Below are 24,639 nucleotides of genomic sequence, written 5' to 3' on the forward strand. Positions count from 1 at the left end.
AAAGAAAGTACGCCAGACTTTAACAGACTGGCGTACTTTTCAACTCAATTCTTAATAACTTCTTTCGTTAATCCTTTCGCCTTCTCCAAAGCCTTTTCAATTTGTTCAAACCCAGTCCCGCCAGCACTGTTACGGCGCTTTACAGCCGCATACGGTGACAGCACTTCATACAAATCTTCTTCAAATAACGAGCTCATTTCTTTATACGTTGCAAGTGGTACATCTACTAAATAAATTCCTTTTTGTGTGCAGTGCAGCACTAGCTTTCCAACAATTTCATGAGCTTGACGGAACGGTAGTCCTTTGTTTGCTAAGTAGTCGGCAATTTCTGTTGCGTTAGAGAAATCTTGCGTTACAGCTTGCCCCATTTTTTCTTTGTTTACAGTCATCGTCTCTAACATGCCTGCCATAATATGAAGGCATCCTTCTACTGTTTTTACTGTATCAAACATTCCTTCTTTATCTTCTTGCAAGTCTTTATTGTAAGCGAGCGGTAATCCTTTCATTACTGTAAGTAAACTAAATAAATTACCGTATACTCTGCCTGTTTTACCACGGATTAGTTCCGCCATATCTGGATTTTTCTTTTGCGGCATAATGCTGCTTCCCGTTGCATATTGATCGCTCATTTCAATAAATTGAAACTCTTGGCTACTCCATAAAATAAGTTCTTCGCAAAAGCGCGATAAGTGCATCATAAGCATAGAGGAGTTACTTAGGAACTCCAGTATGAAATCACGATCGCTTACTGCGTCTAAACTATTTTCATACATTCCATTAAATCCAAGAAGCTCCGCACTATATTCTCGGTCAATTGGGAATGTCGTTCCTGCTAACGCTCCTGCTCCTAATGGGGAAATGTTAATACGCTTTAATGAATCTTCATAACGATTCACATCACGCTCTAACATCCAAAAATAAGCGAGAATATGATGCGCAAATGAAATTGGCTGGGCACGCTGCAAGTGCGTATAACCAGGCATAATTGTTTCAATATTATTTTCTGCTTGATGAACAAGAACAGTTTGCAATTGTTTTGTAGCTTTTATAATATGTTCTACTTTTTCTTTTAAATATAAATGCATATCTGTCGCTACTTGATCGTTACGACTTCGGCCAGTATGAAGTTTCCCGCCTACTTCACCGATTTTTTCAATTAACATCTTTTCGATATTTAAATGAATGTCTTCCGCTTCAACGGAAAAATGCAATTTATTTTGTTTCGCTTCTTCTAATAAATATTGAAGACCTATCTTTATTTTCTCTGCTTCTTCTTTCGTAACGATGCCTTGCTTTGCTAGCATCGTTACGTGTGCAATACTTCCGTTTATATCTTGATTTACTAATTGTTGATCGAAGGAGATGGATGCTCCGAACTCTTCAACCCATGCTTCCGCTTCTTCTGTAAAACGTCCGCCCCAAAGTTTGCTCACGCTTCCACCTTCTTTTGATTCACTTGGCTGTATACTTTCGTCGGTAAACCGAATAATGAAATGAATCCAACTGCTGCATCATGATTAAATTCATCCTGAGCAGTATACGTTGCTAATTTTTCATCGTATAAAGAGTACTCAGATTTACGTCCTTCTACAATCGCATGGCCTTTAAATAATTTCACACGCACCATGCCTGTTACATTCTTTTGCGTTTCTTGTAAGAAAGCATTCAGCGCTTGTTTTAAAGGCGAGAACCATAAACCGTTATAAATAAGTTCTGTTATTTTCTGCTCAATCATCGGTTTAAAATGCGCTACTTCTTTTACGAGTGTTAAATCTTCCAGTTCCTTGTGCGCCGTAATTAATGTCATCGCTGCTGGGCATTCGTATACTTCACGCGATTTAATACCAACAAGGCGATTTTCTACGTGATCGATACGTCCAACGCCATGCTTTCCAGCAAGTGCATTTAACGTTTTAATAAGTTCTGAAAGTGGATAGGCAGTACCATTTAAAGTCGTCGGTACGCCTGCTTCAAAGCCGATTTCTACAAACTCTGGTTTATTCGGTGTATCTTCTAATGCTAATGTCATCTCATATGCATCTTCTGGCGGCGCTGCCCATGGATCTTCTAAAATGCCACATTCATTGCTACGTCCCCATAAATTTTGATCGATTGAAAACGGGCTATCTAAATTAATCGGAATTGGTACATCGTTTTCTTTTGCATATGCAATTTCTTCTTCACGTGACCATTTCCATTCACGTACAGGCGCAATCACTTCTAAGTAAGGATTTAACGCTTGAATAGAAACTTCAAAACGAACTTGATCATTCCCTTTCCCTGTACATCCGTGTGCCACTGCAGTCGCACCTTCTTGTTCTGCAATTTCCACTAATTTCTTCGCGATAAGTGGGCGTGATAGCGCCGAAACGAGAGGGTATTTCCCTTCGTATAACGTGTGCGCTTGCATCGCCATCAATGCATATTCATTTGCAAATTCTTCTTGAACATCAATCATATATGATTTAATTGCACCTACTGAAAGTGCCTTTTCTTTTACAAATGCTAAGTCTTTACCTTCCCCTAAGTCTAAACAAAGCGCGATAATATCATAATTCTTCTCTTGTAACCATTTAATTGCAACGGAAGTATCAAGACCTCCGGAATATGCTAATACAACTTTTTTCTTCTCCATTTTGCATCCCCCTAAAGAATAAATATTCATTTTATTTTATAATAATTCACACTTTAACACCTTTTACAAAATGTATCAAGAGTCATTTTCAAATTTTTTCAAACAATTTCGTCGAACTTCTTTCTGTTTTTTTGTACAATATAAGCAGGAAAACGGGGGTGAACTTATGGAAAAGTATTTCTTATACGATGATCATCTAGGAATTGAAATTCCGCATTTACAAGAAGACTGGGAAGATATCCCCGAAAAAATGCAACATGCGATTTTATTAAAATGGGAACAAGTTCGCGGAAAGATTCCTGATCGTATAAAAGAACTCGAACATTATATTAATGCAAAACAGCATCATTTAAATAACGAAGAAGACTTCGAAATTTCTTGCAAACTGAATTCAGAAATTGCCGATCTCGCTTCCATCATTAATGACCTTTGGCTTTGGTATCGACTCACTCAAAATGTATCTGAGGGGAAAGCACACCAATAAAAAAAGCATGCCCCTCAATTACTTTGGGTCATGCTTTTTTGTCGTAACACGATTTACAATATATTTCTTGTGCTGTTTTTGCCAAACACGCATCAAATGGACCAACTAATATACTTCTTTCTTTCGGCAACTTTACAAAAGCAACAAGCTCTTCTTCATATTGAATCTTTTTCTGACATGAAACACATGTTAACTCTTTTCTTTTAAACATGTCTTTTAGCATATTCTCACTCTCCTCTTTATCTATCTATATTAATATACTCTCATAATAGTTAAAATTTGTAAAAATATGACACATTATAAAGTAAATGATTCATATACTATGTACAAAAGGAGGCCTTACACTTATGCGCGCTTTCGTTATTATCGCTTTAACTTTTTTAAGTGTGATTAGCTGGGATGCGTTTTTTAAAGATAAAAATGATGATAAAAATACAACTGAATAGAAACTCTTCTTTTCTTACTTATTGGACAAACTAAAAAAAACTGTCCAATTCTCCAAAATAACTTAGGCTTTTCTACAAAAATATTTAAACATAACAATTTTTGTAGATTTCCTCCGTTTATTGTCGGTTTCCATCCGCATACATTTTTTGAAAGTATGATATAATAATATAAATCTTGAAGGAAGGGATTTTGATATCATGATCGCTCGAAGGAGCATGTGGCATCGTATTGATGAATCATACACGTAGCGTATTTTCCAGCTCAGATACTTTAGTCTAGCGAAAAAAATACGAGAGTGGGGAAATTATGATTGCCCGAAGGATAATTTGGCAAAAAAAAGACTCTTCTTACACATAGCGTTTTGTTTAGGGCTTAATTGTTACTAGCTAAACAAAACAAAGAAGAGCAGGATTGCTAAATGAAGAATCCTACTCCACGTTTTGTTTAGTCGTTTTAAGACTTAAACTAAAACGAAAGTAGGGAGAATTGATGGACGAGAGGATTATTCGTTATTTCTTCAGCGACATATAGCGTAGTTAGTTTTTTCGTAAACTAACTGAAGCTACATGTGAGCTCGTAGTTAGTTTACAACACAAAAAAGGACTACTAACTACGGAAAGAAGGAATAACGATGAGGAACATCCAAAGTCGACAAATTATTAAAGAAGTTTTTATGGTTTTAATCGGTTCATTTATTTTAGCAGCAGCGCTATATCACATTCACTTCCAAAACCACTTAACAGAAGGTGGCTTTGTAGGTATCGCACTATTCATCCAAAATTTTTATGATATTTCACCATCTATTTCAACTGTAATGATGGATATCCCAATTATTTTACTATGTGCGTCATTGTTAGGTAGAAAAATGGTTGGCTATTCATTTTTAGGTTCAATTTCATTCGGAGTATTTTATTCTCTTATGGAAAATTATTCTCCATTTACGGTCGATTTATCAAACAATTTATTTATAGCTGCAGTAGTTGGCGGTGCGTTAGCTGGTATTGGACTCGGTTTTATATTGCGATTTGGCGGTGCAACCGGTGGAGACGATATTTTAACAATTGTATTAAGTAAAAAAACACGTTTTACAATTGGGCAAATTTTCTTCGTCTTTGACGCGATTGTTCTTGCGCTTTCATTATATTATTTAAATTGGACAGAAATTGCTTTTACTATTCTTTCGATTGCCGTACAGGCAAAAACATTAGATTTAATTTATTATCCAAAAACAGAAAAAGCAGAAGAAAAGCAGCCAGTATCTATTCCAATGTCCAAAAAGCATGCAACAAATTAAAAAAGCGAAAGGCTTCGGCCTCTCGCTTTTTTTATGCCCGTTTTTCCTTCTCGACTATGTGGCGCACTTGATAAAATCTATTTGCAAATTCAGTAACGTTTCTTGTTAAACGATAATTCACTGTAGACCCGATTGCCATTCCAATTACCGGAATACCTTGGAATAATTTACGACGAAGAGCATAAATCGAAAATGTTTTCAAAATTTGTTTTAAAATAATTTCAGTAGAAGCTGGTTGTAACACCGCTTCATCTCCTTCGTAGAAGAAGGAATCTTCTTGTTCTAGCTCTTGCAGTAAATTGTACCATGCGTATTGCTGAAGTCTTCCTGGTAGTAATGACGCATGAAATACCTTTAACGCAAGCATCATTTCATACGGCTTGTTCACATCATGCCCAAATGACGTTGCAATCAGTTGGACAGCCTTCACATTTAACGCAATCATAACCGGAAAATCAGCTGTTAATAATAATAAACCTCCAGCACCCGTTGCTCCGCCTTGTACGAATGAATATAGGCGATGGCGTGCTGTTTGCTGCTCTGCTATGTATGTTAATTGATCAATAGATAATGCTTTTAAATCCTCTAGTTGCTCAATCGATTCATCAAATAATCTCGATGTTCCTAAAATACGATTACGCGCATCTAACTGTGATTGTGAACTTTGAATCAATGCATGCAAATGAAAGAGCCATCCATCTGCTTTCGTAAAGAAATCTTTTCGTTTTTTCTCAGGTAGTTTCGCAATTGTAGTATGTACCCATTTATCAAACAGTTTTTGAAAATCAGTCGCTTCTTGCTCAACTAATTGCGATTCCCATTCTTTTATATTGTCTAAAATGGCTTGTTCTCGCTTCGATCGCATCGTAACAACCACCTCGTTCGATTTTTTTCTATTGTAACATATTTCTGCTTATTCTTTGCAAATATGCTTGTCTATCTTTATTCACATACCATTTTTAGTGACATAAAATATTAACAAAAAGGATGAGATAAATCACATGAATCTATCCGATATAAAAAAAGAATATCATGCAGTATTCAGTTTAGGACAAAACTGCTGGCCTGCTTGGGCATTATATCAATTCAAATTATCACCATTTTTTGGCGTTATTGATTTTATGCTAAGCCCATCATTAGAAAAAGTGAATATATTATTACAAAATCGATTTGACCGTTTTTTACAGTTAGAAAACTTATCCTTCATCTCATTTTGGGATGATGGTGCGAAATTAAGACTCCGGGACAATCTATATGAAATCGACTCCTGCCACGACTTTAAAACAGATGTAAACACACCAACTTCTTGGCCTTCTTATACAGAAATCAAACTAAATTATGAGCATCGTATTACTCGTTTTCTAAATACAATTGAAACGGCACAATCCATATTGTTTATTCGAACTGGAGGAACATACGAAGAAGCACGTTCCTTAGAACAGATTTTATCTCAAATCGTTACACATACATTCTCTGTCCTATTACTCATTCCTGAAGATGTACCAACTGTTACGGAAGAAGATTGGGGATTGCAAAATATTTGCGTTATAAAATGTCCTATTATGGATGTATTTCAGTACAATGAAGCATTTTGGAATGACTTATTTAATGGCATCGTAATTCGACCACATTCTTAAATACACGACACTTTTATTACGCAATACATTATAATCATCCTTATACAAAATAAAGTGAAACTTTAATCAGTGGGGGTTTTGTTCATCCCCCACTGATTATTAGTTGAACCAATCGGACTTTTACGGACAGTTGATCCCCCACCTAACTTCTTTGCTTCCGCTGAATTGTGAGGTGGGGGTCTTACTGCCCGTTAAAGCGGGATAAATAAGGAGTGATTGTATATGTATCCACGTGCAAAAGCTTTCGGTCTTGCTATACATCACGAGCGGCTTCTCGTACAAGAATATCATACAGGCGATGAAACATATTACCGGCCTCTTGGCGGTTCAATTGAACTTGGTGAAAAATCAGCACATACCGTTATTCGTGAATTTCAAGAAGAACTTCATACAGAAGTGGAAATCACCGCTTATTTAGGTTGCTTAGAAAACATCTTTCATCTTGATGGAGAAATTGCTCATGAAATCATTCAGTTATATTCTTTACGCTTATTAGACACGTCACTATATGGAATGGAAGTACTGAATATACAAGATGAACAAATAGTATCGTATGCGAAGTGGATTCCCATTACAGCATTCATTCAGGAGAAAAAAGCACTATATCCAGATGGAATTTTAAACTATATTCAAAAGAAAAAAGACGAAATCCTATAGGATCTCGTCTTTCTTTTCATATATTAACCAATGTTTCCAAGACGTAGTACGTCACGAGCGATCATAACTTCTTCGTCAGTTGGAATTACAATAATTTTTACTGGAGAATGTGGGAAGTTGATGAATGCTTCCTCGCCGAATACGTTATTGCGTTTTGCATCGAAGTATACGCCCATGTATTCAAGGCCTTCTAATACGCGTTCACGAATAATCGCACTGTTTTCACCTACACCAGCTGTGAAGATGATTGCGTCTACACCTTTCATACGAGCAGTGTAAGAACCGATGTATTTGTGGATACGGCTTACGAATACATCAAGTGCTACTTTCGCACGGTGATCGCCTTCTTCTTCTTTCGCAATGATGTCACGTAGGTCACTAGAGTAACCAGTAAGACCTAACATACCACTCTTCTTGTTCAATACGTTAACTACTTCTTCTACTGTTTGGCCTGTTTTTTCCATGATGTATGGAATTAACGCAGGGTCAATGTTACCAGAACGTGTACCCATTGTTACACCAGCAAGTGGAGTGAAGCCCATAGAAGTATCGATAGATTTACCGCCTTCTACTGCTGCGATACTTGCACCGTTACCTAAGTGACAAGAAAGTAAGCTTAAGCTTTCAAGTGGACGACCTAATAGCTCAGCTGCACGCTCAGTTACATATTTATGAGAAGTTCCGTGGAAACCGTATTTACGGATACCGAATTTTTCATAGTACTCATATGGTAAGCTGTATAGGAATGCAGATTCCGGCATTGTTTGGTGGAATGCTGTATCGAATACTGCTACTGCTGGTACGTTTGGTAATACTTCTTGGAATGCTTTAATACCAACAACGTTTGCTGGGTTGTGAAGTGGTGCTAAATCGCTTAATTCTTCGATATCAGCTAATACTTCATCAGTAATTAGAACAGAGTCAGCAAATTTTTCGCCGCCGTGAACAACACGGTGACCGATACCGCCAATCTCGTCTAGAGATTTAACGATTCCGTTTTCAGTTAATTTTTTAAGAAGCATATTAACTGCTACTGCGTGATCTGGAATGTTTGTAATTTCTTTTTGTTTTTCGCCATCTACAGTAATAGTGAAGATACTATCTTCTAAACCGATACGTTCTACTAAACCTTTTGTTAATACTGTTTCACTTGGCATTTCAAATAATTGGAATTTCAAGGAAGAGCTTCCTGCGTTAATCGCGATGATTTTTGACATCTAGTCTTTCGCCCCTTTTTCTCTTGGTAGTTGTGTGGATGTTTCCACAAACCGCTCGATTTTATCTGATCAAATTTACTAAATATGAAAACGTTTCATCATTAGCAAATTTTATACTCACGATTTTAATTTAAACATCGTACGACATATATTTCAAGTGAAAAAATTGTAACACCAAGAAAAAAAATATATTACAGATTTCAAAAAAATTCAGTTAAATCTTGTATATATTTAAAAATATGACATATCATATAAAACTGTACTACATGAATTACTAACCCTGTTACATATACCTGGCCTTATTTATGCGTTGCAAACCAAGTATTTAATTGGTCCATAATGTCCTCCATCGCCTTCATGTTGGAGAATTTAGGTAACTCCACTAATAACGCCTGTTTTGGCATCGTTACACTAGGGCCTTTCTTTTGGAGAACAAATATACTTTTTGCATTTTTCTCGTTTTTAAACATGGAAACAGGTAGCTGTAATAACCCCTGAATAAAGCATGTTTCTTTAATAAATGCATGCAATTTCGGTGCTTGATCACTTTCAAAAATGAAGTTCGGTACTAGGAAGAATAAGTATCCGCCTTCTTTCGTATGCTTCACACTTTGTTCAATAAATAGGTGGTGGGCATATGACATTCCTTCATCTGCTTTTAACTTATATTCACTTGCACCGATTTCATTTGGATAGTAACCAACCGGTAAGTCTGAAACGACTGCATCAACTGGATCGATATAAAGCGGTGCTAGTCCATCTTGATGGAAGAATTCGATTGCATGCTTTTGTAAATTCGCATTTACTAAAGCAAGTTTAATTAGCACTTCGTCCACTTCTACACCAAATCCACTCATCGTAATGTTTTCTTGAGCACTATTGAAAACTGTCGTCATCAAGTTACCCGTTCCAATTGCAGGGTCTAACACAGTAATTTCATTTTGCCCCTTCATAAATTTATGGAATAAGTAGCTCATGAACATACCAACTGCATCAGGCGTCATTTCGTGATTCGCTTGTACGCCTTCTTTCATTCCTTTTAAGATGGCTAACTGAAATGCTTTACGAATTTCTTCACCTTTATATGTTTCTTCATTAAACGTACTATATTCACGATTCAGCCTTTCAATTGCTGATTCTGATAATTCCTCTTGTAAAATCGCTCCTTCAAACAAGTTATCCCCTGTTTCTACAAGCGCCTCTAAATATGTTACATCTAATTCTTTACGTAAAACTACCGCAGAAGAATCAAAAATAGAAAATAAAGTTTCTACTGTCTGACTCACGTACATTCCTCCTTCTCTCTTTTACACATAACTTATATCATACCATAATCTGATTTTTTCCCAAAAGAAAAAGCGACCTCTTTTTTAGAGCTCCCTTTTTAGTGATGTATGATGTAACGTCTTCTCTCGTATATCGATTCCATATAGCAATATATGAGAGAAGACGACCTCTTTCAAAGAGGTCATCTTCCTTCACATTATTTTGCAGCTTTTGCTGCTTCTAATGCTGCTTCATAGTTTGGATGGCTTGTACCTTCGCTTACGTATTCTACGTAAACTACTTTGTCGTTGCTATCTACTACGAATACCGCACGAGCAAGTAAACGAAGCTCTTTCATTACTAAGCCGTAAGCTTCACCAAATGAAAGGTCGCGGTGGTCAGAAAGTGTAACAACATTTTCTAAACCGTTTGCTGCACACCAGCGTTTTTGAGCAAATGGTAAGTCAACGCTAATTGTTAATACTTTCGCGTTTTCAATACCTGCTGCATCTTGGTTAAAACGACGTGTTTGTGCATCACACACACCTGTGTCGATTGAAGGTACAACACTAATTAATTTCACTTCACCTTTGTATGTTTCTAAACTTACTGGAGATAAGTCATTTGCTAGCACTTGGAAGTTTGGCGCTTGATCGCCAACTTTAACTTCTGTTCCAACTAAAGTCATTGGGTTACCTTTAAAAGTTACGTTTGCCACTTGAAAATCCTCCCTTATTTAAACAAAATATGTACAATGTAAATGATAGTTTGTCCCTATCGATAATGCAAATAAAATCGCTTTATTTACAAAAAAATTAAAGAAGCTAATCCATTGATTAGCTTCTTTATTCGTTAAATTTGAAATTCCGGATCGTCTTCTTTTCGTTTATCCATCATTTCTTTCACTTTATCAACAGCTTGTGGCGCTAATTCAATTATTTTATCGATGACGTGTGTTTGCTTATCTAAATGTAACACTTTTACGCCTTCTCCATTTATAACGAGAAAAGCAACAGGATTAATAGAAACTCCTCCACCACTTCCCCCGCCAAATGGATGACGGCCTGAATGTTCTATTTTACCAAATTCACTTCCACCTGCAGCAAATCCGAAGCTAACTTTTGAAACGGTAAGAATTACACTTCCATCTGCCGCTTTAATTGGATCGCCTACAATTGTATTTACATCAGTCATTTGTTTTAAATGCTGCATTGCAGTTGTCATTAAACCTTGAATTGGATGGTCCATTCTATATCCCCCCTTATGCTTGAACAGAGTTTTCAGTCGTACCAGACCTTTGTTTTCTCATAAACGCGATTAATTTAATACCTGTTTTTATAGCACGGAATATACGAAAGGATGCTGTTAATTCACATCTTGACGCAAACCCTTTCCCTTGAAAAACAGGAGTAATTTCAAATTCTGGTACGTCGACAATATGCATATATTGTCCTACAACTCCAGCAGCCATTCCTTTTGTCCCCCATGCATATCCGGTAACAATTCCAGTACTAGCTGCATCACCTGCACCAATTTGCGTGTGCCATCTCCAACCATTGATTTTCACTCGTTTGAGAAAATCTTTAACGATAGTATGAACTTCTTGAAGCTTTTTTATCAGTTCCCCGATGCTATCAAGTTGTGCCATAATTTTATTATCGAGCCCGCCATCCTCTTCAGCTTTTTCGATTTTTTGCCCTGTTTTCTTCTGTTGCTTCTCAATTCTTTCCAACACATCAAATGTATAGCGAATCATCCATATTTTCACTTGAAACAAACATTGCTTTTCCATTTCTGAATATGAAAATGTCACTTTAAGCTTTATTTTCGACAATAGTATAAGCAAAATAAAAAGGAGAAGAATTATTATTCCAATTACGAACCACTTCATACGTATCATCCTTTCACTCCGTACCCATTATCGACAACTTTATTCATCATTAAACAGAGTTTCATAAGATTGAATATAAAAATTTTTCTAAAAATAAAAAGGTATTTTGACAATTTATATCGAAATATATTATTTGAACATATCATCAGGGAACGGACTCTAATGATATGTAGCACGAAGCATAGAAAATTTAACTGCAGTGGAGGGATACATAATGGCAGATCGTCGCAATTTATTTTTCTTTTATGGTGATGACAAAGCAAAGCTCGTTGAAAAAATGAAACCAATCTATCGTATTTTAGAAGAGAATGGATTTACCATATTAGATCATCCAAAAAATGCAAACGCTATCGTCAGTGTTGGAGATGATGCAACTTTCTTACAAGCCGTTCGTAAAACTGGTTTTAGGGAAGATTGTTTATACGCAGGGATTTCTACGAAAGATGAAATTTCATTCTACTGCGATTTCCATATTGATCACGTTGATATAGCCCTTCAAGAAATTACAAAAAATGAAATTGAAGTGCGAAAATATCCAACAATTGAGGTAGATGTGGATGGCAGCACATCCTTCCATTGTTTAAATGAGTTCTCATTACGTTCTAGCATTATTAAAACGTTCGTTGTAGACGTTCACGTTGATAATTTATATTTCGAAACATTTAGAGGTGACGGTTTAGTTGTTTCTACCCCAACAGGAAGTACAGCTTATAATAAATCGTTACGTGGTGCAGTTGTTGACCCGCTTATCCCTTGCTTCCAAGTAAGTGAATTAGCATCTTTAAATAACAACACATACCGCACGCTCGGTTCACCGTTCATTTTAAATCACGAACGTACATTAACTTTAAAACTAAGACCAGACGGTAACGATTATCCTGTTATCGGTATGGATAATGAAGCGCTTAGCATTAAACAAGTGGAAAAAGCTGTTGTACGCTTAAGCGATAAACAAATTAAAACAGTTAAATTAAAAAACAACTCTTTCTGGGAAAAAGTACAGAGAACGTTTTTATAGTATTAAAATAACCGTAGAATTATGGTGGCCCATAATTCTACGGTTATTTATTTACCTCAATTGGCGCGAACAACAACTTCTCGCTATCCGGCCGTTATTCTTGTCAGTTTTTGTCGGTAAGTCGATATATTTCGAGTTACCGTCGATATATTCCGATAATCGCTCATATATTTTTACGCATCTTTTCTATAGACGACTTTGCCATCTATTACGGTCATCTCTGCTTGTACTTCTTTTATTTCTTCTGCCTCTATTTCAAAAATATTGCGGTCTAATATCGTAAAGTCCGCTTCATATCCTTTTGTAATTTGCCCTCGCTTCTCTTCTTTTCCAATTGCATAGGCACTTCCTGTTGTAAATAAAGAGACAGCCTCATATGCCGTTAACCTTTCCTCTGGCATATAGCACACACCGTCAATAAAACTTCTGCGTGTAACAGCGCTATATATGCCTAGAAACGGATTCACTTGCTCAATTGGAGCATCCGAGCCCCCGTTACAGTGTAATCCCGCTTCCAGTAACGTCTTCCAAGCGTACGCATAACGAAGACGATGCTCGCCTAGTTTTTCAATGACTGATGGAAAATCCGATGAAACAAAGACTGGTTGTATATCAATAATGGCTTGTAAGTTTTTCATTCTCTCAATCAACTCTTCACGAGCTAGCTGACAATGAATAATGCGGTCACGTAATCCTTCTGCTGGCGGATACAATTCAAGCGCATCAATGACATATTCAAGCGATAAGTCACCGATAGTATGAATCGCAACTGGCATATGTAAATCTCGTGCTTTCTTCACTAATTCCGCAAGTTCTTCACGTGAGAAAATCGCAACCCCATTCGTTTCCTTCGCATCTTCATACGGTTCACTTAATAATGCTGTTCTTCCGCCAAAAGAACCGTCAGAAAAAATTTTCATTGCCCCAAATTCAATATAATGCTCATTTTCATATTCCTTTCGTTCCTGTGCTACTTCATGGTGAACGAGTAAATGTGCTTTAAATGGCATTTCCTTTATGACATGAGAAAACGCATTGTGCGTTTTTCTAAAACCACCGTAATAATTCAAATCTTCCGTATGCCCACCAACGAGACCATATTGCCAGCAATCTTTAATTGCTGTTTGCAAAGCGCTTTGTAAATAAGCTTCATCAATTTCAGGCTGCACATGTTTAATTAACTCTTGTCCTTGTTCATATAAAAGCCCTGTTAACATATTTGATGAATCACGGCCAATTTTCCCGCCTTTTGGATCTTCTGCCTTTTCTGTTATATTTGCTTCTTGCAGTATGTATGAATTCACCCATGTAACGTGACGGCAAACTCTCTTTAATAAAATGGGATGTTCTTTCGAAATTTCATCTAAATCACGCGCGTGAACATCTTTCGTATCTGTAAAGTTATTCTCATTCCAACCTTCTCCAATAATCCAAGAACCTTTTGGTGCTTCTTCTACGCGCTTCCGAACGAGAGTCAGCACTTCGCTATACGATGTACAATTTGATAAATCTAGACGAAGTAATCTCTCCCCGTGACCAATAAGATGCATATGGCTATCAACGAGGCCTGGAATCATCGTTTTGTCTTCTAAATCGTACAATGTAACCGCAGCATATCGGTTTTCTAACTCTTTTTTACTTCCAACATCAACAATCATACCGTTTTCAACGTAAATAGCGTCCACTTTTTCATTTTCTTCTCTCATTGTGTAAATGGTGCCGCCATACCAAATTTCCCCCATATATTTCATCTCCTTTATTTTTTATTGTATAAAAAAAAGCACCATTTCAAAACATGGTGCTTTTCTAAACATTACTTTTGTTCAGTAGTAGACGTTGTAATTTGCCATTCAATATTAAATTTATCTTTTACTTGTCCGTATGCTGGGCTCCAGAACGTTTCTTGAAGTGGCATAATAACTTCGCCACCCTCTTGTAACTTATTGAATACTTCTTTCGCTTTTTCCGCGTTACTAATTTGAATTGCAATTGTTACTTGAGATCCAATTGCATGCCCTTTACCTGGGAATGTATCAGAAATCATAAGGTCCGTATTACCAACTTTTAAAGTAGCGTGTAAAACGCGCTCTTTTGCTTCAGCTGGAACCGGGTATTCTGGATTTTCAGGCATATCACCAAACGTTTGCATGACTTCTACTTTTGCATCTAACGCCTCTTTATAAAACTGTACAGCTTCTTGCCCACTACCATCTAAAACTAAGTACGGATTAATACCTAAAATCATACGGACACCTCATTTTTTTAATTTACAAAATCGAACTTACGTTCGTTTTTATAATATCATATGCTTAATACTTCATTCAACTATTTTTTTCACTATTTTCAAAATTATTTTGACGGAATCTCCATCTCTTGTTTTCTAAGTTCAATACGGCGAATTTTTCCGGAAATCGTTTTTGGTAGTTCATCTACAAATTCAATTTTGCGAGGGTATTTATATGGTGCAGTAAGTTCTTTGACGTGTTGTTGGAGTATTGGAATTAATGTTTCTTCGTTCTTTTCTATATTCTCTCTTAATACGATAAATGCCTTCACGACACTTCCGCGAATTTCATCAGGGCTTGCGACAACTGCACATTCTCTTACGTAAGGATGTTTTACAAGTGCATCTTCTACTTCAAACGGCCCGATTGTATAACCAGAGCTAATAATAATATCATCACCGCGCCCTTCAAACCAGAAATAGCCGTCTTCATCTTTCTTCGCTTTATCACCAGTAATATAATAATCACCGCGGAATTGCATCGCTGTGCGCTCATCGTCTTTGTAATATTGTTTAAAGAGGGCTGGCGTTTCAATGTGAACTGCAATATCACCAACCTCGCCTACTTTAACCGGAACACCTTCCTCATTTACGATATCAACGTGGTTGCCTGGCGTTGGTTTTCCCATTGATCCTGGTCTAATATCCATCCCTTTCATTACACCAACAAGCAATGTATTTTCCGTTTGCCCATAGCCGTCTCTTACTGTAATATGAAAGTGCTTTTGGAACGTTTCAATGACTTCTCTATTTAACGGCTCACCTGCGGATACAGCGCTATGTAACGCTTCTAAATTGTACTCGCTTAAATTTTCTACCTTTGCCATTAATCTATACTCAGTCGGCGTACAACAAAGCACATTCACCTTATTATCGTCTAATAAATTTAAATACGTTTTCGGTTCAAACTTACCGTGGTATACAAATCCTGTTGCCCCTGAGCCTAGAGTTGCTAAAAACGGGCTCCAAATCCACTTTTGCCAGCCTGGACTAGCCGTCGCCCATACAACATCATTCTCTTCAATTCCGAGCCAATTTGGAGCGCTCGTACGTAAATGAGCGTATGCCCACGCATGCGTATGCACAACACCTTTTGGATTTCCTGTCGTTCCTGACGTGTAAGATAAAAAGACCATATCTTCTTTATCTGTCTTCGCCATTTCTAACATATCACTCTCTTTTTCTAACGCTGTTTTTAAGTTAATCCATCCATCTACTGACTGCTCGCTCAGAACGAATTTTTGAAGAGAATCCATCGCTTCTATATCATCAAACTGTCCAATATAGGGCTCATAACTTACGATTGCTTTTACTTCCCCGTGTCCAATGCGGTATTCGATATCCTTTTTACGTAACATTTCTGAACTCGGAATTACGACAAATCCTGCTTTAATCGCAGCGATATACGTCATGTACGCTTCAATTAAACGAGGCATCATAATGAGGAGCTTGTCCCCTTTTTGCAGACCACTCTTTATAAAAGCGTTTCCAATTTTATTTGCACCTTTCATTAACTCAGCGTATGTAACTTCTCGTCGATTCCCTTTATCATCTTGCCAAATTAAAGCAAGCTTCTCTTTATCACCTGTATATTTCTCTATTTCAGAAACTAAATTATAAGACGGCGGTGCCAACAATTCTTCTCTCTTCATAAACATCCTCCTTTTTCTTTATGCCTCCCTTATATAATAAAGAATTTTCTGTAAATTTTGAACCCTCTTCTTTTGACAAATTTTTCAGTTCTGTCGAATTGGTAAATGAAATTATATCGAGAGTTTTTCAAATACATCGACTTACCGACAAATGGCGACACAACATAAAAAAGAAAGAGCAGGAGAACCCGCTCTTTCTAAGCCATCTTATATGAGATTATTTTTGGAAACCGCCTAATTGTTGCTCAGCTAGTGAAACTAGACGTTTAGTGATTTCACCACCAACAGAACCGTTAGCGCGAGCTGTTGCATCAGCTCCAAGTTGAACACCAAACTCTTGAGCGATTTCGTATTTCATTTGGTCTAATGCTGATTCAGCACCAGGAACCGCTAATTTATTTGTGCTACGTGACATGTTATATCACCTCCTTGTGAGTATAGAGTGTGATAAATAACATGACTTCATACACGGTTTATATATGGTAATTTATGGTTTTAGAAAAGTTCTTCGAATTTTTCTTCTTCCGCCACTACTTCTACCGTTTGCAATACCACTGTTTCTTTGTTTGCTACAGCTTCATCGATTAATGTTGTGAAATCGTATTTCGCTTCAAAACGATTCGCTTTTTCACGCTTCGGCTTCGTCGCTGGGCTTGCTGGTGTGAATACTGTACAGCAATCTTCGTACGGACGAATCGAAATATCATATGTGCCGATTTCTTCAGCGATTTTAATAATCTCTAATTTATCCATCGTAATAAGCGGACGAATAACTGGATAGTTCGTTACTTCGTTAATCGTATGCATACTATCTAATGTTTGACTTGCTACTTGTCCAAGACTTTCACCAGTCGTGATTGCTAGCGCGTTACGCTCCTCTGCGATACGCTCTGTAATACGCATCATCATACGGCGCATAACTGTCATTGAATAGCTAGATGGGATTTCTTTATTAATTGTTTTTTGCACTTCTGTAAATGGAACAAGGTGAAGCGTTACACGTTTACAGTATTTCGTTAACTCTTGTGCTAAATCGATTACTTTTTGTTTCGCGCGCTCACTTGTGAAAGGTGGGCTATGGAAGTGAACTGCTTCCACAGATACGCCGCGTTTCATCGTTAAGTACGCTGCTACTGGGCTATCGATACCACCAGAAAGAAGTACCATTACTTTTCCGCCAACGCCAACTGGTAAACCGCCAGCTCCCATACGCTCATCGCACATAATATAGCTATAACCACTGCGAATTTCTACACGTACATTTACATCTGGATTATGAACATCTACAGTAATATCTTCTGTATTTTCTAGAATGTGTCCACCAATCTCAGGTAATAATTCCATTGTTCTCATTGGGAAATGCTTATAAGAACGGTGTACAGTAATTTTAAATGTTTTCACATCGCCTTTTACTTGTAAGAAAGCTGCTAATGCACCTTTTTTAATATCTTCTAATTCTGATGGTACTTTCATCGCTAAGTTAAACTTATGAATACCAAATACATCTTTTAATCTTTCAGATACCGCTTCATGATCTTCGCCATTTAATTGGATATACATACGGTCATGTGTTGCATCGATTTTAATATTTGGGAATTTTTTCAGTTTAAACTTCACGTTATCTTTTAATGTGCTTACAAATTTAGAACGGTTCTTACCTTTAGTCGTCATCTCTCCATAACGAACTAAAATATATTCATATGTCATCATATTCCTTTACCTCATCACTTCATATAATTTTGGCATCGTCTCTTTCACAATACCTTCAAATTGCTTTACTTCTTCCATCGTGTTTTCTGGCGCCAAACTAATGCGAATAGCACTTGCAGCAGCGGCATGCGGTACTCCCATTGACACTAACACTCTGCTCACTTCATTTGCTTTTGAAGAACAAGCAGATTTCGTTGATACATATACACCGTGCTCTTCTAAAGCATGAACGACCACTTCTGGTTTTAAACCTACAAATGATACATTTAAAATGTGCGGTGCTGCATATGCAAGCGACGTATTAATCGTTACATCTTCCATTTCTTTAAAGAAACGAACAAGCTCTGCTTGTAAACTTTGCAAATGAGCTACCTTTTCTTTCACTTGTTCCATTGTCATGCGAAGTGCTTTCACCATCGCTACAATGCCAGGTAAATTTTCTGTACCAGAGCGATACTTCAGCTCTTGTTGACCACCTGATAAAATTGGATCTAACCTTACGCCATCACGTACATAAAGAAGACCCGTTCCTTTTACACTGTGGAATTTATGTCCAGATATTGAGCAAAGATCAATATGAGAAGCGTATAAATTAAGCGGTACTTTTCCTATCCCTTGTACATGGTCCACATGGAATCTTATTTTCGGATAATTCGATAATAAAGTTCCAATTTCAGCAACGGGCTGAATTGCTCCAGTCTCGTTGTTCACGTGAATAATTGACACAAGAATCGTATCTTCACGAAGCGCTCGTTTTACATCCTCTACCGATACAACACCATGCTCATTAACCGGTAAATATGTTACATCAAAACCGAGATCTTCTAATTGTTTATATGCTTCAAACACAGACGCGTGTTCAATATTTGTTGTAATGATATGTTTACCGCGCGAACGATTCCTCATCGCTATTCCTTTAATCGCAAGGTTATTTCCTTCCGTTCCACCTGATGTGAAAATAATTTCAGAAGGTTTAACGTGAAGAAGCTGCGCTGCAATTGTTCTTGATTGTGTTAATAGACGCTCTGCCTCTCCTCCAAGCGAATGAATAGAAGAAGGATTCCCAAAATATTTCCCCGCAACCGTTACGTACGATTGAAGAGCTTCTGGATATGGCTTTGTCGTCGCACTATTATCAAAATAGATCATCGTTCTTCCCCTTTCAGCGCTGTCACATCATATAATCATATCACAAATACGTGTCATTACGCTAAGACTACTCAAAGGTTCCGTTATATTTTAAAACGAATAACCTTACTGTATTCCGCTCTTCATTATAGCAACATCGCCTGCAAAATTACACAAAAAAACAAACCCTTATGAAAGGGTTTGTTCATTGTCTACATATTCAGCTATTTTTTGAACAACGCCAGGCTCAAGTTGCTCTAGTACAGAAGCCGCTTGTTCTAAAGCTGCATCGTATTGATATTCACGGAATAATTTCTCCGCATAATTTAAGCTCTCTGCAAGGTTTTCATCATGACTGCGGTAACGATTACCGTATTGAATTAATTTTTCAACTAAATACGCTTGTCCAATTAACTCTTCTGTCATTTCAGCAACACCATTAACAGTTGTGTAAGCTTCTTCTAAACTGCTATTTACAGCATTCATATTTAACGGCTTCACTTCTAATTGCTCATATACAGCTTGCATTGCCATTTGTCCTCTTTTTAAATCTTCCATAATGCTCTCTGGAAGACCTGGCAAATTCGACTTTTGCATAAAGCGTTTCGTTTCGAAAATAGTATTTCGCATTTCTTGTAACTTCTCACGTGCTTCAAATTCTTCTTTGCGCATCGTTTGCAGCATTTCTTTATATTCTGCATGAAGTACTTTTAATGTTTCACATTGCTCATAAATCTCTTCTAGTTCCTCACGAATAATAGAGAAGGCAATATCTTGTTCCGCAACGCGTAATTGCAGCATTTCAAAACGTTTCATTAAAATGTGCATTTGCTTTTCAATTACTTTTTGAGACTCAATGTCCTTATCTTGCAACTGATAGCTTTGTTTCACAAGCTGTGTTTCTGCTTTTGTTTCAATCGTTTCAGTGCGAATTTCTTCTAAGTCTTCATAAACAGAAAGTGTTTTTTGCTCCACATAATGTCTCGCATGTACTTCTTGTTCTAGTTGATCATAGAAGCTATCTAAACTCGTTTTTAAGTTTTCTACTTTTTCAGCCGCTTCCGTTATGTGAAGCTCCTGTATATCCATTAAACATATTTGTAGTTGTTTCTTCATATCGCGAACTTCTTTAGGGATTTCCAAATACTCTAATACATAACCTTGTCTTACCATGTCATTATGTCCGTGTAATAAATCTTCCAGCTGAACTGGTAACGTCGCTTGACACTCTACCAATAAATCTGGAATTTGGTGAATAATGATTTCTAAATCTGCTAAACCTTCTTCCAAACTAATAACAATTTCTCTCGCTTTTAAATAGTCACCATTATTTGTTGCTTCTTCAAAGGTTTTAAATTTCTCAGATTCAGCGTCTAGCATCTCTTCGATTTTCTGCTCTGCTGCTCCATACATATGTCTATGAGCAAGAACACTCTTCTTCATACTACGATATGTATCACGTAACCCTTCGATTTCCGAGCTATTTTTTTCATGGCTTTCTAACAATTGCTGTAATTCATTTAAAATGTCTGTAATACGATTATCAGCGTCATCTAAACCACTTATGGATTCATTCATCGCATGCTTTGCTTTTCGGAAGGAGAATTGCGAGGCGAATTTTCGCGCTTGCGCTAAATCTTTGTCAGCTTTCGGAATGGTTGTTGATACAATTTCATCCCATTCTTCACGCCATTTACCAAACAGTTCTTCTGTTTGACCCGTCATATTTAAATCTTTCACCCGTTTCAGTTCATCTGCCACAGGTTTATCTTTTATCTCTTGTTTCCACTGCTCAAGTGCTTCAATATCTTTATATGAACGATTTCTTATCACAAGCTCTATCATGAGCAGCACTAGAATAGAGCTTACTACAATGATAACGATCGTCAGGATAGAATCCATGCAAAAAAGCCTCCTAGTTATATCTCTTTTTTTGTCCGTTCCGTTTATGAAATGGAAGGCATTATGTATAAAAAGGGAATTCCCCTATATTTAACAACTAACAATGTACTAATCATACCATGTAATGGTTTGTTTTTGACCTAGTTTTTTTTAAAATTTCATGTTTCTTTCAATGCAATTGTAATCTTTCTCAATATTCTGTTTGGATTACCTCTCATCATCAAATGAATGAACTAAATACCCTTCTTCCATATGAGATGCGAAATATATTTTACGTACAAGTGGCGGTTCAATAGAAATCGCATGCACATTTCCTTGTCTTACCGCTTGCTCTACTAATATTTCTGGAAGTAACGTAATACCAAGTCCAGCACTGACCATCGCAAGCATCGGTTCTGCATAAGAAGTTTCAAATGCAATAATCGGTTTCGCACCTATCCCTTGAAACAGATTCGTAATCATTTTTCTAACATCACAGATTTCTGGGTATACGATTAACTTTTCATTTTGCAAATCTTCCATTCGAATTACTGTTTTCTCTTTATAAAGATGATCACTTGAAACGACACACACAATTTTTTCTTCTCGTATTTCTTTTATACACGTAGCACCTTCTACTACTGAATCGATGAACATCGCTTCAATCTTCCGTTCTTTAAAAAGTCCTATCAGTACTTTCGTATGCTCAATTTTCCATTCTATTTCGAACCCGTCACCTAATGTATCTTTACATTTTGATATGTAATGTGCTGCTAAACTTGGCAATATTCCTATTGAAATGTTCCTCTTCTCTTGAAATTTCTTCATTTCGGCTTTCACTTCATGTATGTGTTCCAAAATCGGTAACATTCTTTTTATAAATAACTCTCCAGCCTCTGTTAACTCCACTCCTTGCGCGGAACGCTTCAGTAAAGTAACTTCTAAATCGGCCTCTAACCTTTGAATTTGTTTACTAAGCGCCGGCTGAGAAATATGTAAAATTTTACTCGCCTTTGATAAACTTCGCGTATTTTTCACTTCAATAAACGATCGTACTGCCTCTAAATCCATCGTACACACCTCTAACAAAAAGTTATAACTGTCATAAAAAATCGATATTTCCTTCTATAAACAATTACTCTTTATACTTATTTCATCAACTTACTATAACGAAATGTAAAGGGGAAAGATACTCTTGAACAAAAAACAAATGCTACTCGGATCCCTCCTATGCTTACTTGCCGTAACGGCTTGGGGATTTATGTTTCCTGTCATGGCAAACGCCTTACAGTTTATCGATCCGTTCTTCTTCACAACGATTCGCTATGGATCAGCAGCTATTATTTTTCTTATTCTGTTATTACTTACCGAAGGGACAAAGTCACTCCGCTTAGAAAAGAAAACACTTTCGTTACTTTTTTACGGAACAGTCGGTTTCGCAGGATATGGTTTTCTCGTTTTCTACGGACAACAACTTGCCGGACCGTCTGGAGCCATCCATGCCGCGATGATTCAGTCTCTTATGCCACTCATCGCTTTATTATTGCAGTGGATAACTAAAAACAAACGCCCACAAAACTACACTTTCCTTTGTATGTTCGTTGCACTTATCGGTGTTATGCTTGTCATTTCAAAAGGAAATATTCACTTATTATTTGGAGCTGCCAGTCACCTCTCAACAAATATACTTATGCTGTGCGGCGTTACTTGCTGGGTCATTTATACAAACGGTGGTGCTAGTTTTCAATCTTGGTCGCCACTTAGGTACACGACGTTAACTTGTTTATTTGGCTCCATATCACTCATCGTTATTGTCACTTTCTTCACTTACACAAACGTCATTACTGTACCATCACTACGTACAATTATGAACGTTCGTTTTGAACTCTTATATATGTCGATTATTGCAGGCGTTATCGCAGTATTTTGCTGGAACGCAGGAAATCGCTATATTTCATCTATTAACGGCATATTATTTATGAATTTAGTTCCTGTGCTTGCACTTATCGGTTCCATCTTTCAAGGTTATACAGTCGACAAAATTGAAATTGCCGGAGCTTCATTAACAATTATCGCACTATTATGCAACAATTTATGGCAAAGAAAAGAAAGCACAGAAATCCCCACCTCCGTTCGTTAGGTGGGGATTTCTCACATATGAACAGCTCTTGGCCATTCCTGATACATATTCGTTATACATAATGTTTGTTCCATCCATTGTTCAATTTCTTTCGTGTACATTTCTAAGAAAAAGGTCTCAGATGGAAAAGAATGCAGCACTTCTGATATATATTGCGGATATAAAAACGGCATATTCATCATGCCTTTTAATTGCGTCATAAACATTGTAAAAGATACCTTCTTAAACTCTTGTTTCATTTGTCCTTGTCTAATTACTTGCTCTATATAATATCTTTCTTTAGAAAAATAAACGGTCATCACTTCGCGAATTAATGTCGTATCAAGCGACAGCTCTCGGTAAAAGAAACGTGTCAGCTCCCTATTATCAAATTGATATCGTAAAATCCCGCGCACCATTTGCACCATTACATCTTTAGCCGACAAATACTCCCTCTGTTCAAAGGATGTTTCAATCACATGAATATACCCTTCTAAAAAATTAGTAATAAGCTGCTCTAATAGGCCTTGCTTTCCAGCAAAATAATATGAAATATTCGCTACATTCACATCCGCTCGCTTTGCAATGTCTCGCACCGACGTTCCATCATACCCTTTCGTGTTAAACAACGATATTGCCGCATCAATTACTTTTTGTTTCGTCTGTTTCATGCGCTCACTTCCTCTCACTGAACAGCTATAGTGTAAATTTCTTGACTTTTAAGACAAATTCCTTTAATTTTCTATCGACAAAGTCATGTGAAATACATCGTATTTTGCTAATATTTTACACATCTCGATAAAAAAGGAGCTGTTTCCATGTTTACTAAAGAAAGTTATGCAGGATCTCGCGTGCAGCAATATGAGACAGTAATAAAACAACTGGATGCATTATTAACTGGCGAATCAAACGTAGTCGCAAACTTATCAAATGCGTCCGCATTATTAAACCAATTTTTAGATCGCGTTAATTGGGTTGGCTTTTACGTAACAGAAGGAAATCAGCTTGTTCTTGGACCATTCCAAGGAATGCCTGCTTGCGTGCGCATTCCATTTGGACGAGGCGTTTGCGGCGTTGCAGCTGAAACAAAAACAACGCAGCTTGTAGCAGACGTCCACCAATTCCCAGGGCATATCGCTTGCGACAGTGCTTCAAATTCAGAAATTGTCGTACCGATTATTAAGGATGGGAATGTCATTGGTGTACTTGATATTGATAGTCCTGAAAAAAATCGTTTCGACGAAGTAGATCAGCGCTATTTAGAAAAGTTTGTGGAAACACTCCTAAAACATATGTAACAAAAAAGAGCCAGTTATCGA

The 24,639-nt window shown here is 37.0% G+C and carries 25 protein-coding genes; 7 read left to right on the forward strand and 18 right to left on the reverse strand.

Going from position 1 to position 24,639, the window contains the following annotated elements; translation table 11 throughout:
* Nucleotides 1-44: 44 nt before the first annotated feature.
* Nucleotides 45-1,433, reverse strand: a complete 1,389-nt coding sequence (argH, locus tag RTP99_RS15390; RefSeq protein WP_000041259.1) for an argininosuccinate lyase — start codon at nt 1,431-1,433, stop codon at nt 45-47.
* Nucleotides 1,430-2,635, reverse strand: coding sequence for an argininosuccinate synthase (locus tag RTP99_RS15395; protein WP_000412314.1), 1,206 nt, complete (start codon nt 2,633-2,635; stop codon nt 1,430-1,432). The genes argH and RTP99_RS15395 overlap by 4 nt, the downstream gene beginning before the upstream one ends.
* 166 nt (nt 2,636-2,801) lie before the next feature.
* Here RTP99_RS15395 and RTP99_RS15400 point away from each other — a divergent pair, with 166 nt between their 5' ends.
* Entirely contained in the window at nt 2,802-3,119 is a 318-nt protein-coding gene (locus RTP99_RS15400) for a hypothetical protein (RefSeq protein ID WP_000417205.1), read from the forward strand.
* A gap of 28 nt (nt 3,120-3,147) precedes the next feature.
* On the opposite strand, the gene RTP99_RS15405 is transcribed toward RTP99_RS15400, so the two are convergent.
* Entirely contained in the window at nt 3,148-3,342 is a 195-nt protein-coding gene (locus RTP99_RS15405; protein ID WP_000910290.1) for a hypothetical protein, read from the reverse strand.
* A gap of 855 nt (nt 3,343-4,197) precedes the next feature.
* Here RTP99_RS15405 and RTP99_RS15410 point away from each other — a divergent pair.
* Entirely contained in the window at nt 4,198-4,860 is a 663-nt protein-coding gene (locus tag RTP99_RS15410) for a YitT family protein (RefSeq protein ID WP_001244531.1), read from the forward strand.
* Nucleotides 4,861-4,891: 31 nt separating this feature from the next.
* Here RTP99_RS15410 and RTP99_RS15415 read toward each other — a convergent pair whose 3' ends face one another.
* The gene (locus RTP99_RS15415; RefSeq protein WP_001256870.1) at nt 4,892-5,725 is read right to left on the reverse strand and encodes an EcsC family protein; all 834 of its coding nucleotides are present in this window, start codon (nt 5,723-5,725) and stop codon (nt 4,892-4,894) included.
* 136 nt (nt 5,726-5,861) lie between these two features.
* On the opposite strand from RTP99_RS15415, the gene RTP99_RS15420 reads away from it, so the two are divergent.
* Together RTP99_RS15420 and RTP99_RS15425 are read left to right on the forward strand one after the other, a co-directional pair.
* The gene (locus RTP99_RS15420; RefSeq protein ID WP_001053726.1) at nt 5,862-6,497 is read left to right on the forward strand and encodes a DUF1796 family putative cysteine peptidase; all 636 of its coding nucleotides are present in this window, start codon (nt 5,862-5,864) and stop codon (nt 6,495-6,497) included.
* Nucleotides 6,498-6,719: 222 nt separating this feature from the next.
* Nucleotides 6,720-7,154: an NUDIX hydrolase gene (locus RTP99_RS15425; RefSeq protein WP_000283483.1), complete on the forward strand. Its 435-nt coding sequence runs from the start codon at nt 6,720-6,722 to the stop codon at nt 7,152-7,154.
* A gap of 23 nt (nt 7,155-7,177) precedes the next feature.
* On the opposite strand, the gene ackA is transcribed toward RTP99_RS15425, so the two are convergent.
* The 5 genes from ackA to RTP99_RS15450 form a co-directional block, all read right to left on the reverse strand.
* On the reverse strand, nt 7,178-8,371 hold the full coding sequence (gene ackA / locus RTP99_RS15430) for an acetate kinase (RefSeq protein ID WP_000034576.1): 1,194 nt from the start codon (nt 8,369-8,371) through the stop codon (nt 7,178-7,180).
* A gap of 299 nt (nt 8,372-8,670) precedes the next feature.
* Entirely contained in the window at nt 8,671-9,657 is a 987-nt protein-coding gene (locus RTP99_RS15435; RefSeq protein WP_000084356.1) for a class I SAM-dependent methyltransferase, read from the reverse strand.
* Between the two features lie 197 nt (nt 9,658-9,854).
* A complete protein-coding gene (gene tpx / locus RTP99_RS15440) occupies nt 9,855-10,355 on the reverse strand; it encodes a thiol peroxidase (RefSeq protein WP_000024530.1) in 501 nt (166 codons plus the stop codon).
* A 134-nt stretch (nt 10,356-10,489) separates the two neighbouring features.
* Nucleotides 10,490-10,885, reverse strand: coding sequence for a GerW family sporulation protein (gene ytfJ, locus RTP99_RS15445; RefSeq protein ID WP_000350002.1), 396 nt, complete (start codon nt 10,883-10,885; stop codon nt 10,490-10,492).
* 13 nt (nt 10,886-10,898) lie between these two features.
* Entirely contained in the window at nt 10,899-11,537 is a 639-nt protein-coding gene (locus RTP99_RS15450; protein ID WP_011040757.1) for a DUF2953 domain-containing protein, read from the reverse strand.
* 205 nt (nt 11,538-11,742) lie between these two features.
* Here RTP99_RS15450 and RTP99_RS15455 point away from each other — a divergent pair, with 205 nt between their 5' ends.
* On the forward strand, nt 11,743-12,546 hold the full coding sequence (locus RTP99_RS15455; protein WP_000785165.1) for an NAD kinase: 804 nt from the start codon (nt 11,743-11,745) through the stop codon (nt 12,544-12,546).
* A gap of 173 nt (nt 12,547-12,719) precedes the next feature.
* Here the strand turns inward: RTP99_RS15455 and RTP99_RS15460 are convergent, their stop codons facing one another.
* The 8 genes from RTP99_RS15460 to RTP99_RS15495 all read right to left on the reverse strand — a co-directional run bounded on the left by RTP99_RS15460 (nt 12,720) and on the right by RTP99_RS15495 (nt 22,272).
* Nucleotides 12,720-14,288 carry an amidohydrolase gene (locus RTP99_RS15460; RefSeq protein WP_000503977.1) on the reverse strand — a complete coding sequence of 523 codons (1,569 nt, stop codon included), beginning with the start codon at nt 14,286-14,288 and terminating at the stop codon, nt 12,720-12,722.
* Nucleotides 14,289-14,359: 71 nt separating this feature from the next.
* A complete protein-coding gene (locus RTP99_RS15465) occupies nt 14,360-14,791 on the reverse strand; it encodes a VOC family protein (RefSeq protein WP_000600360.1) in 432 nt (143 codons plus the stop codon).
* 104 nt (nt 14,792-14,895) lie between these two features.
* Nucleotides 14,896-16,482, reverse strand: coding sequence for an acyl-CoA synthetase MbcS (gene mbcS, locus RTP99_RS15470; protein ID WP_000817737.1), 1,587 nt, complete (start codon nt 16,480-16,482; stop codon nt 14,896-14,898).
* Nucleotides 16,483-16,699: 217 nt separating this feature from the next.
* Nucleotides 16,700-16,897, reverse strand: a complete 198-nt coding sequence (locus RTP99_RS15475) for an alpha/beta-type small acid-soluble spore protein (RefSeq protein ID WP_000091639.1) — start codon at nt 16,895-16,897, stop codon at nt 16,700-16,702.
* A gap of 80 nt (nt 16,898-16,977) precedes the next feature.
* Nucleotides 16,978-18,192, reverse strand: a complete 1,215-nt coding sequence (gene thiI, locus RTP99_RS15480; protein WP_000989287.1) for a tRNA uracil 4-sulfurtransferase ThiI — start codon at nt 18,190-18,192, stop codon at nt 16,978-16,980.
* A gap of 6 nt (nt 18,193-18,198) precedes the next feature.
* On the reverse strand, nt 18,199-19,341 hold the full coding sequence (locus RTP99_RS15485) for a cysteine desulfurase family protein (protein WP_000638965.1): 1,143 nt from the start codon (nt 19,339-19,341) through the stop codon (nt 18,199-18,201).
* A 168-nt stretch (nt 19,342-19,509) separates the two neighbouring features.
* Nucleotides 19,510-21,222 (reverse strand): septation ring formation regulator EzrA, encoded by a 1,713-nt coding sequence (ezrA, locus tag RTP99_RS15490; protein ID WP_000377292.1) that lies wholly within the window; start codon nt 21,220-21,222, stop codon nt 19,510-19,512.
* Between the two features lie 207 nt (nt 21,223-21,429).
* Nucleotides 21,430-22,272 (reverse strand): LysR family transcriptional regulator, encoded by an 843-nt coding sequence (locus tag RTP99_RS15495; RefSeq protein WP_000362544.1) that lies wholly within the window; start codon nt 22,270-22,272, stop codon nt 21,430-21,432.
* Between the two features lie 124 nt (nt 22,273-22,396).
* Between RTP99_RS15495 and RTP99_RS15500 the strand changes: the two genes are divergently transcribed.
* The gene (locus RTP99_RS15500) at nt 22,397-23,341 is read left to right on the forward strand and encodes a DMT family transporter (RefSeq protein ID WP_001036063.1); all 945 of its coding nucleotides are present in this window, start codon (nt 22,397-22,399) and stop codon (nt 23,339-23,341) included.
* 11 nt (nt 23,342-23,352) lie between these two features.
* On the opposite strand, the gene refZ is transcribed toward RTP99_RS15500, so the two are convergent.
* Nucleotides 23,353-23,991, reverse strand: a complete 639-nt coding sequence (gene refZ / locus RTP99_RS15505) for a forespore capture DNA-binding protein RefZ (protein WP_000814933.1) — start codon at nt 23,989-23,991, stop codon at nt 23,353-23,355.
* A 147-nt stretch (nt 23,992-24,138) separates the two neighbouring features.
* Between refZ and RTP99_RS15510 the strand changes: the two genes are divergently transcribed.
* Nucleotides 24,139-24,618: a GAF domain-containing protein gene (locus RTP99_RS15510; RefSeq protein ID WP_000494335.1), complete on the forward strand. Its 480-nt coding sequence runs from the start codon at nt 24,139-24,141 to the stop codon at nt 24,616-24,618.
* Nucleotides 24,619-24,639 lie beyond the last annotated feature (21 nt).

Source organism: Bacillus sp. (in: firmicutes) (assembly GCF_031983925.1).
GTDB lineage: Bacteria > Bacillota > Bacilli > Bacillales > Bacillaceae_G > Bacillus_A > Bacillus_A pacificus.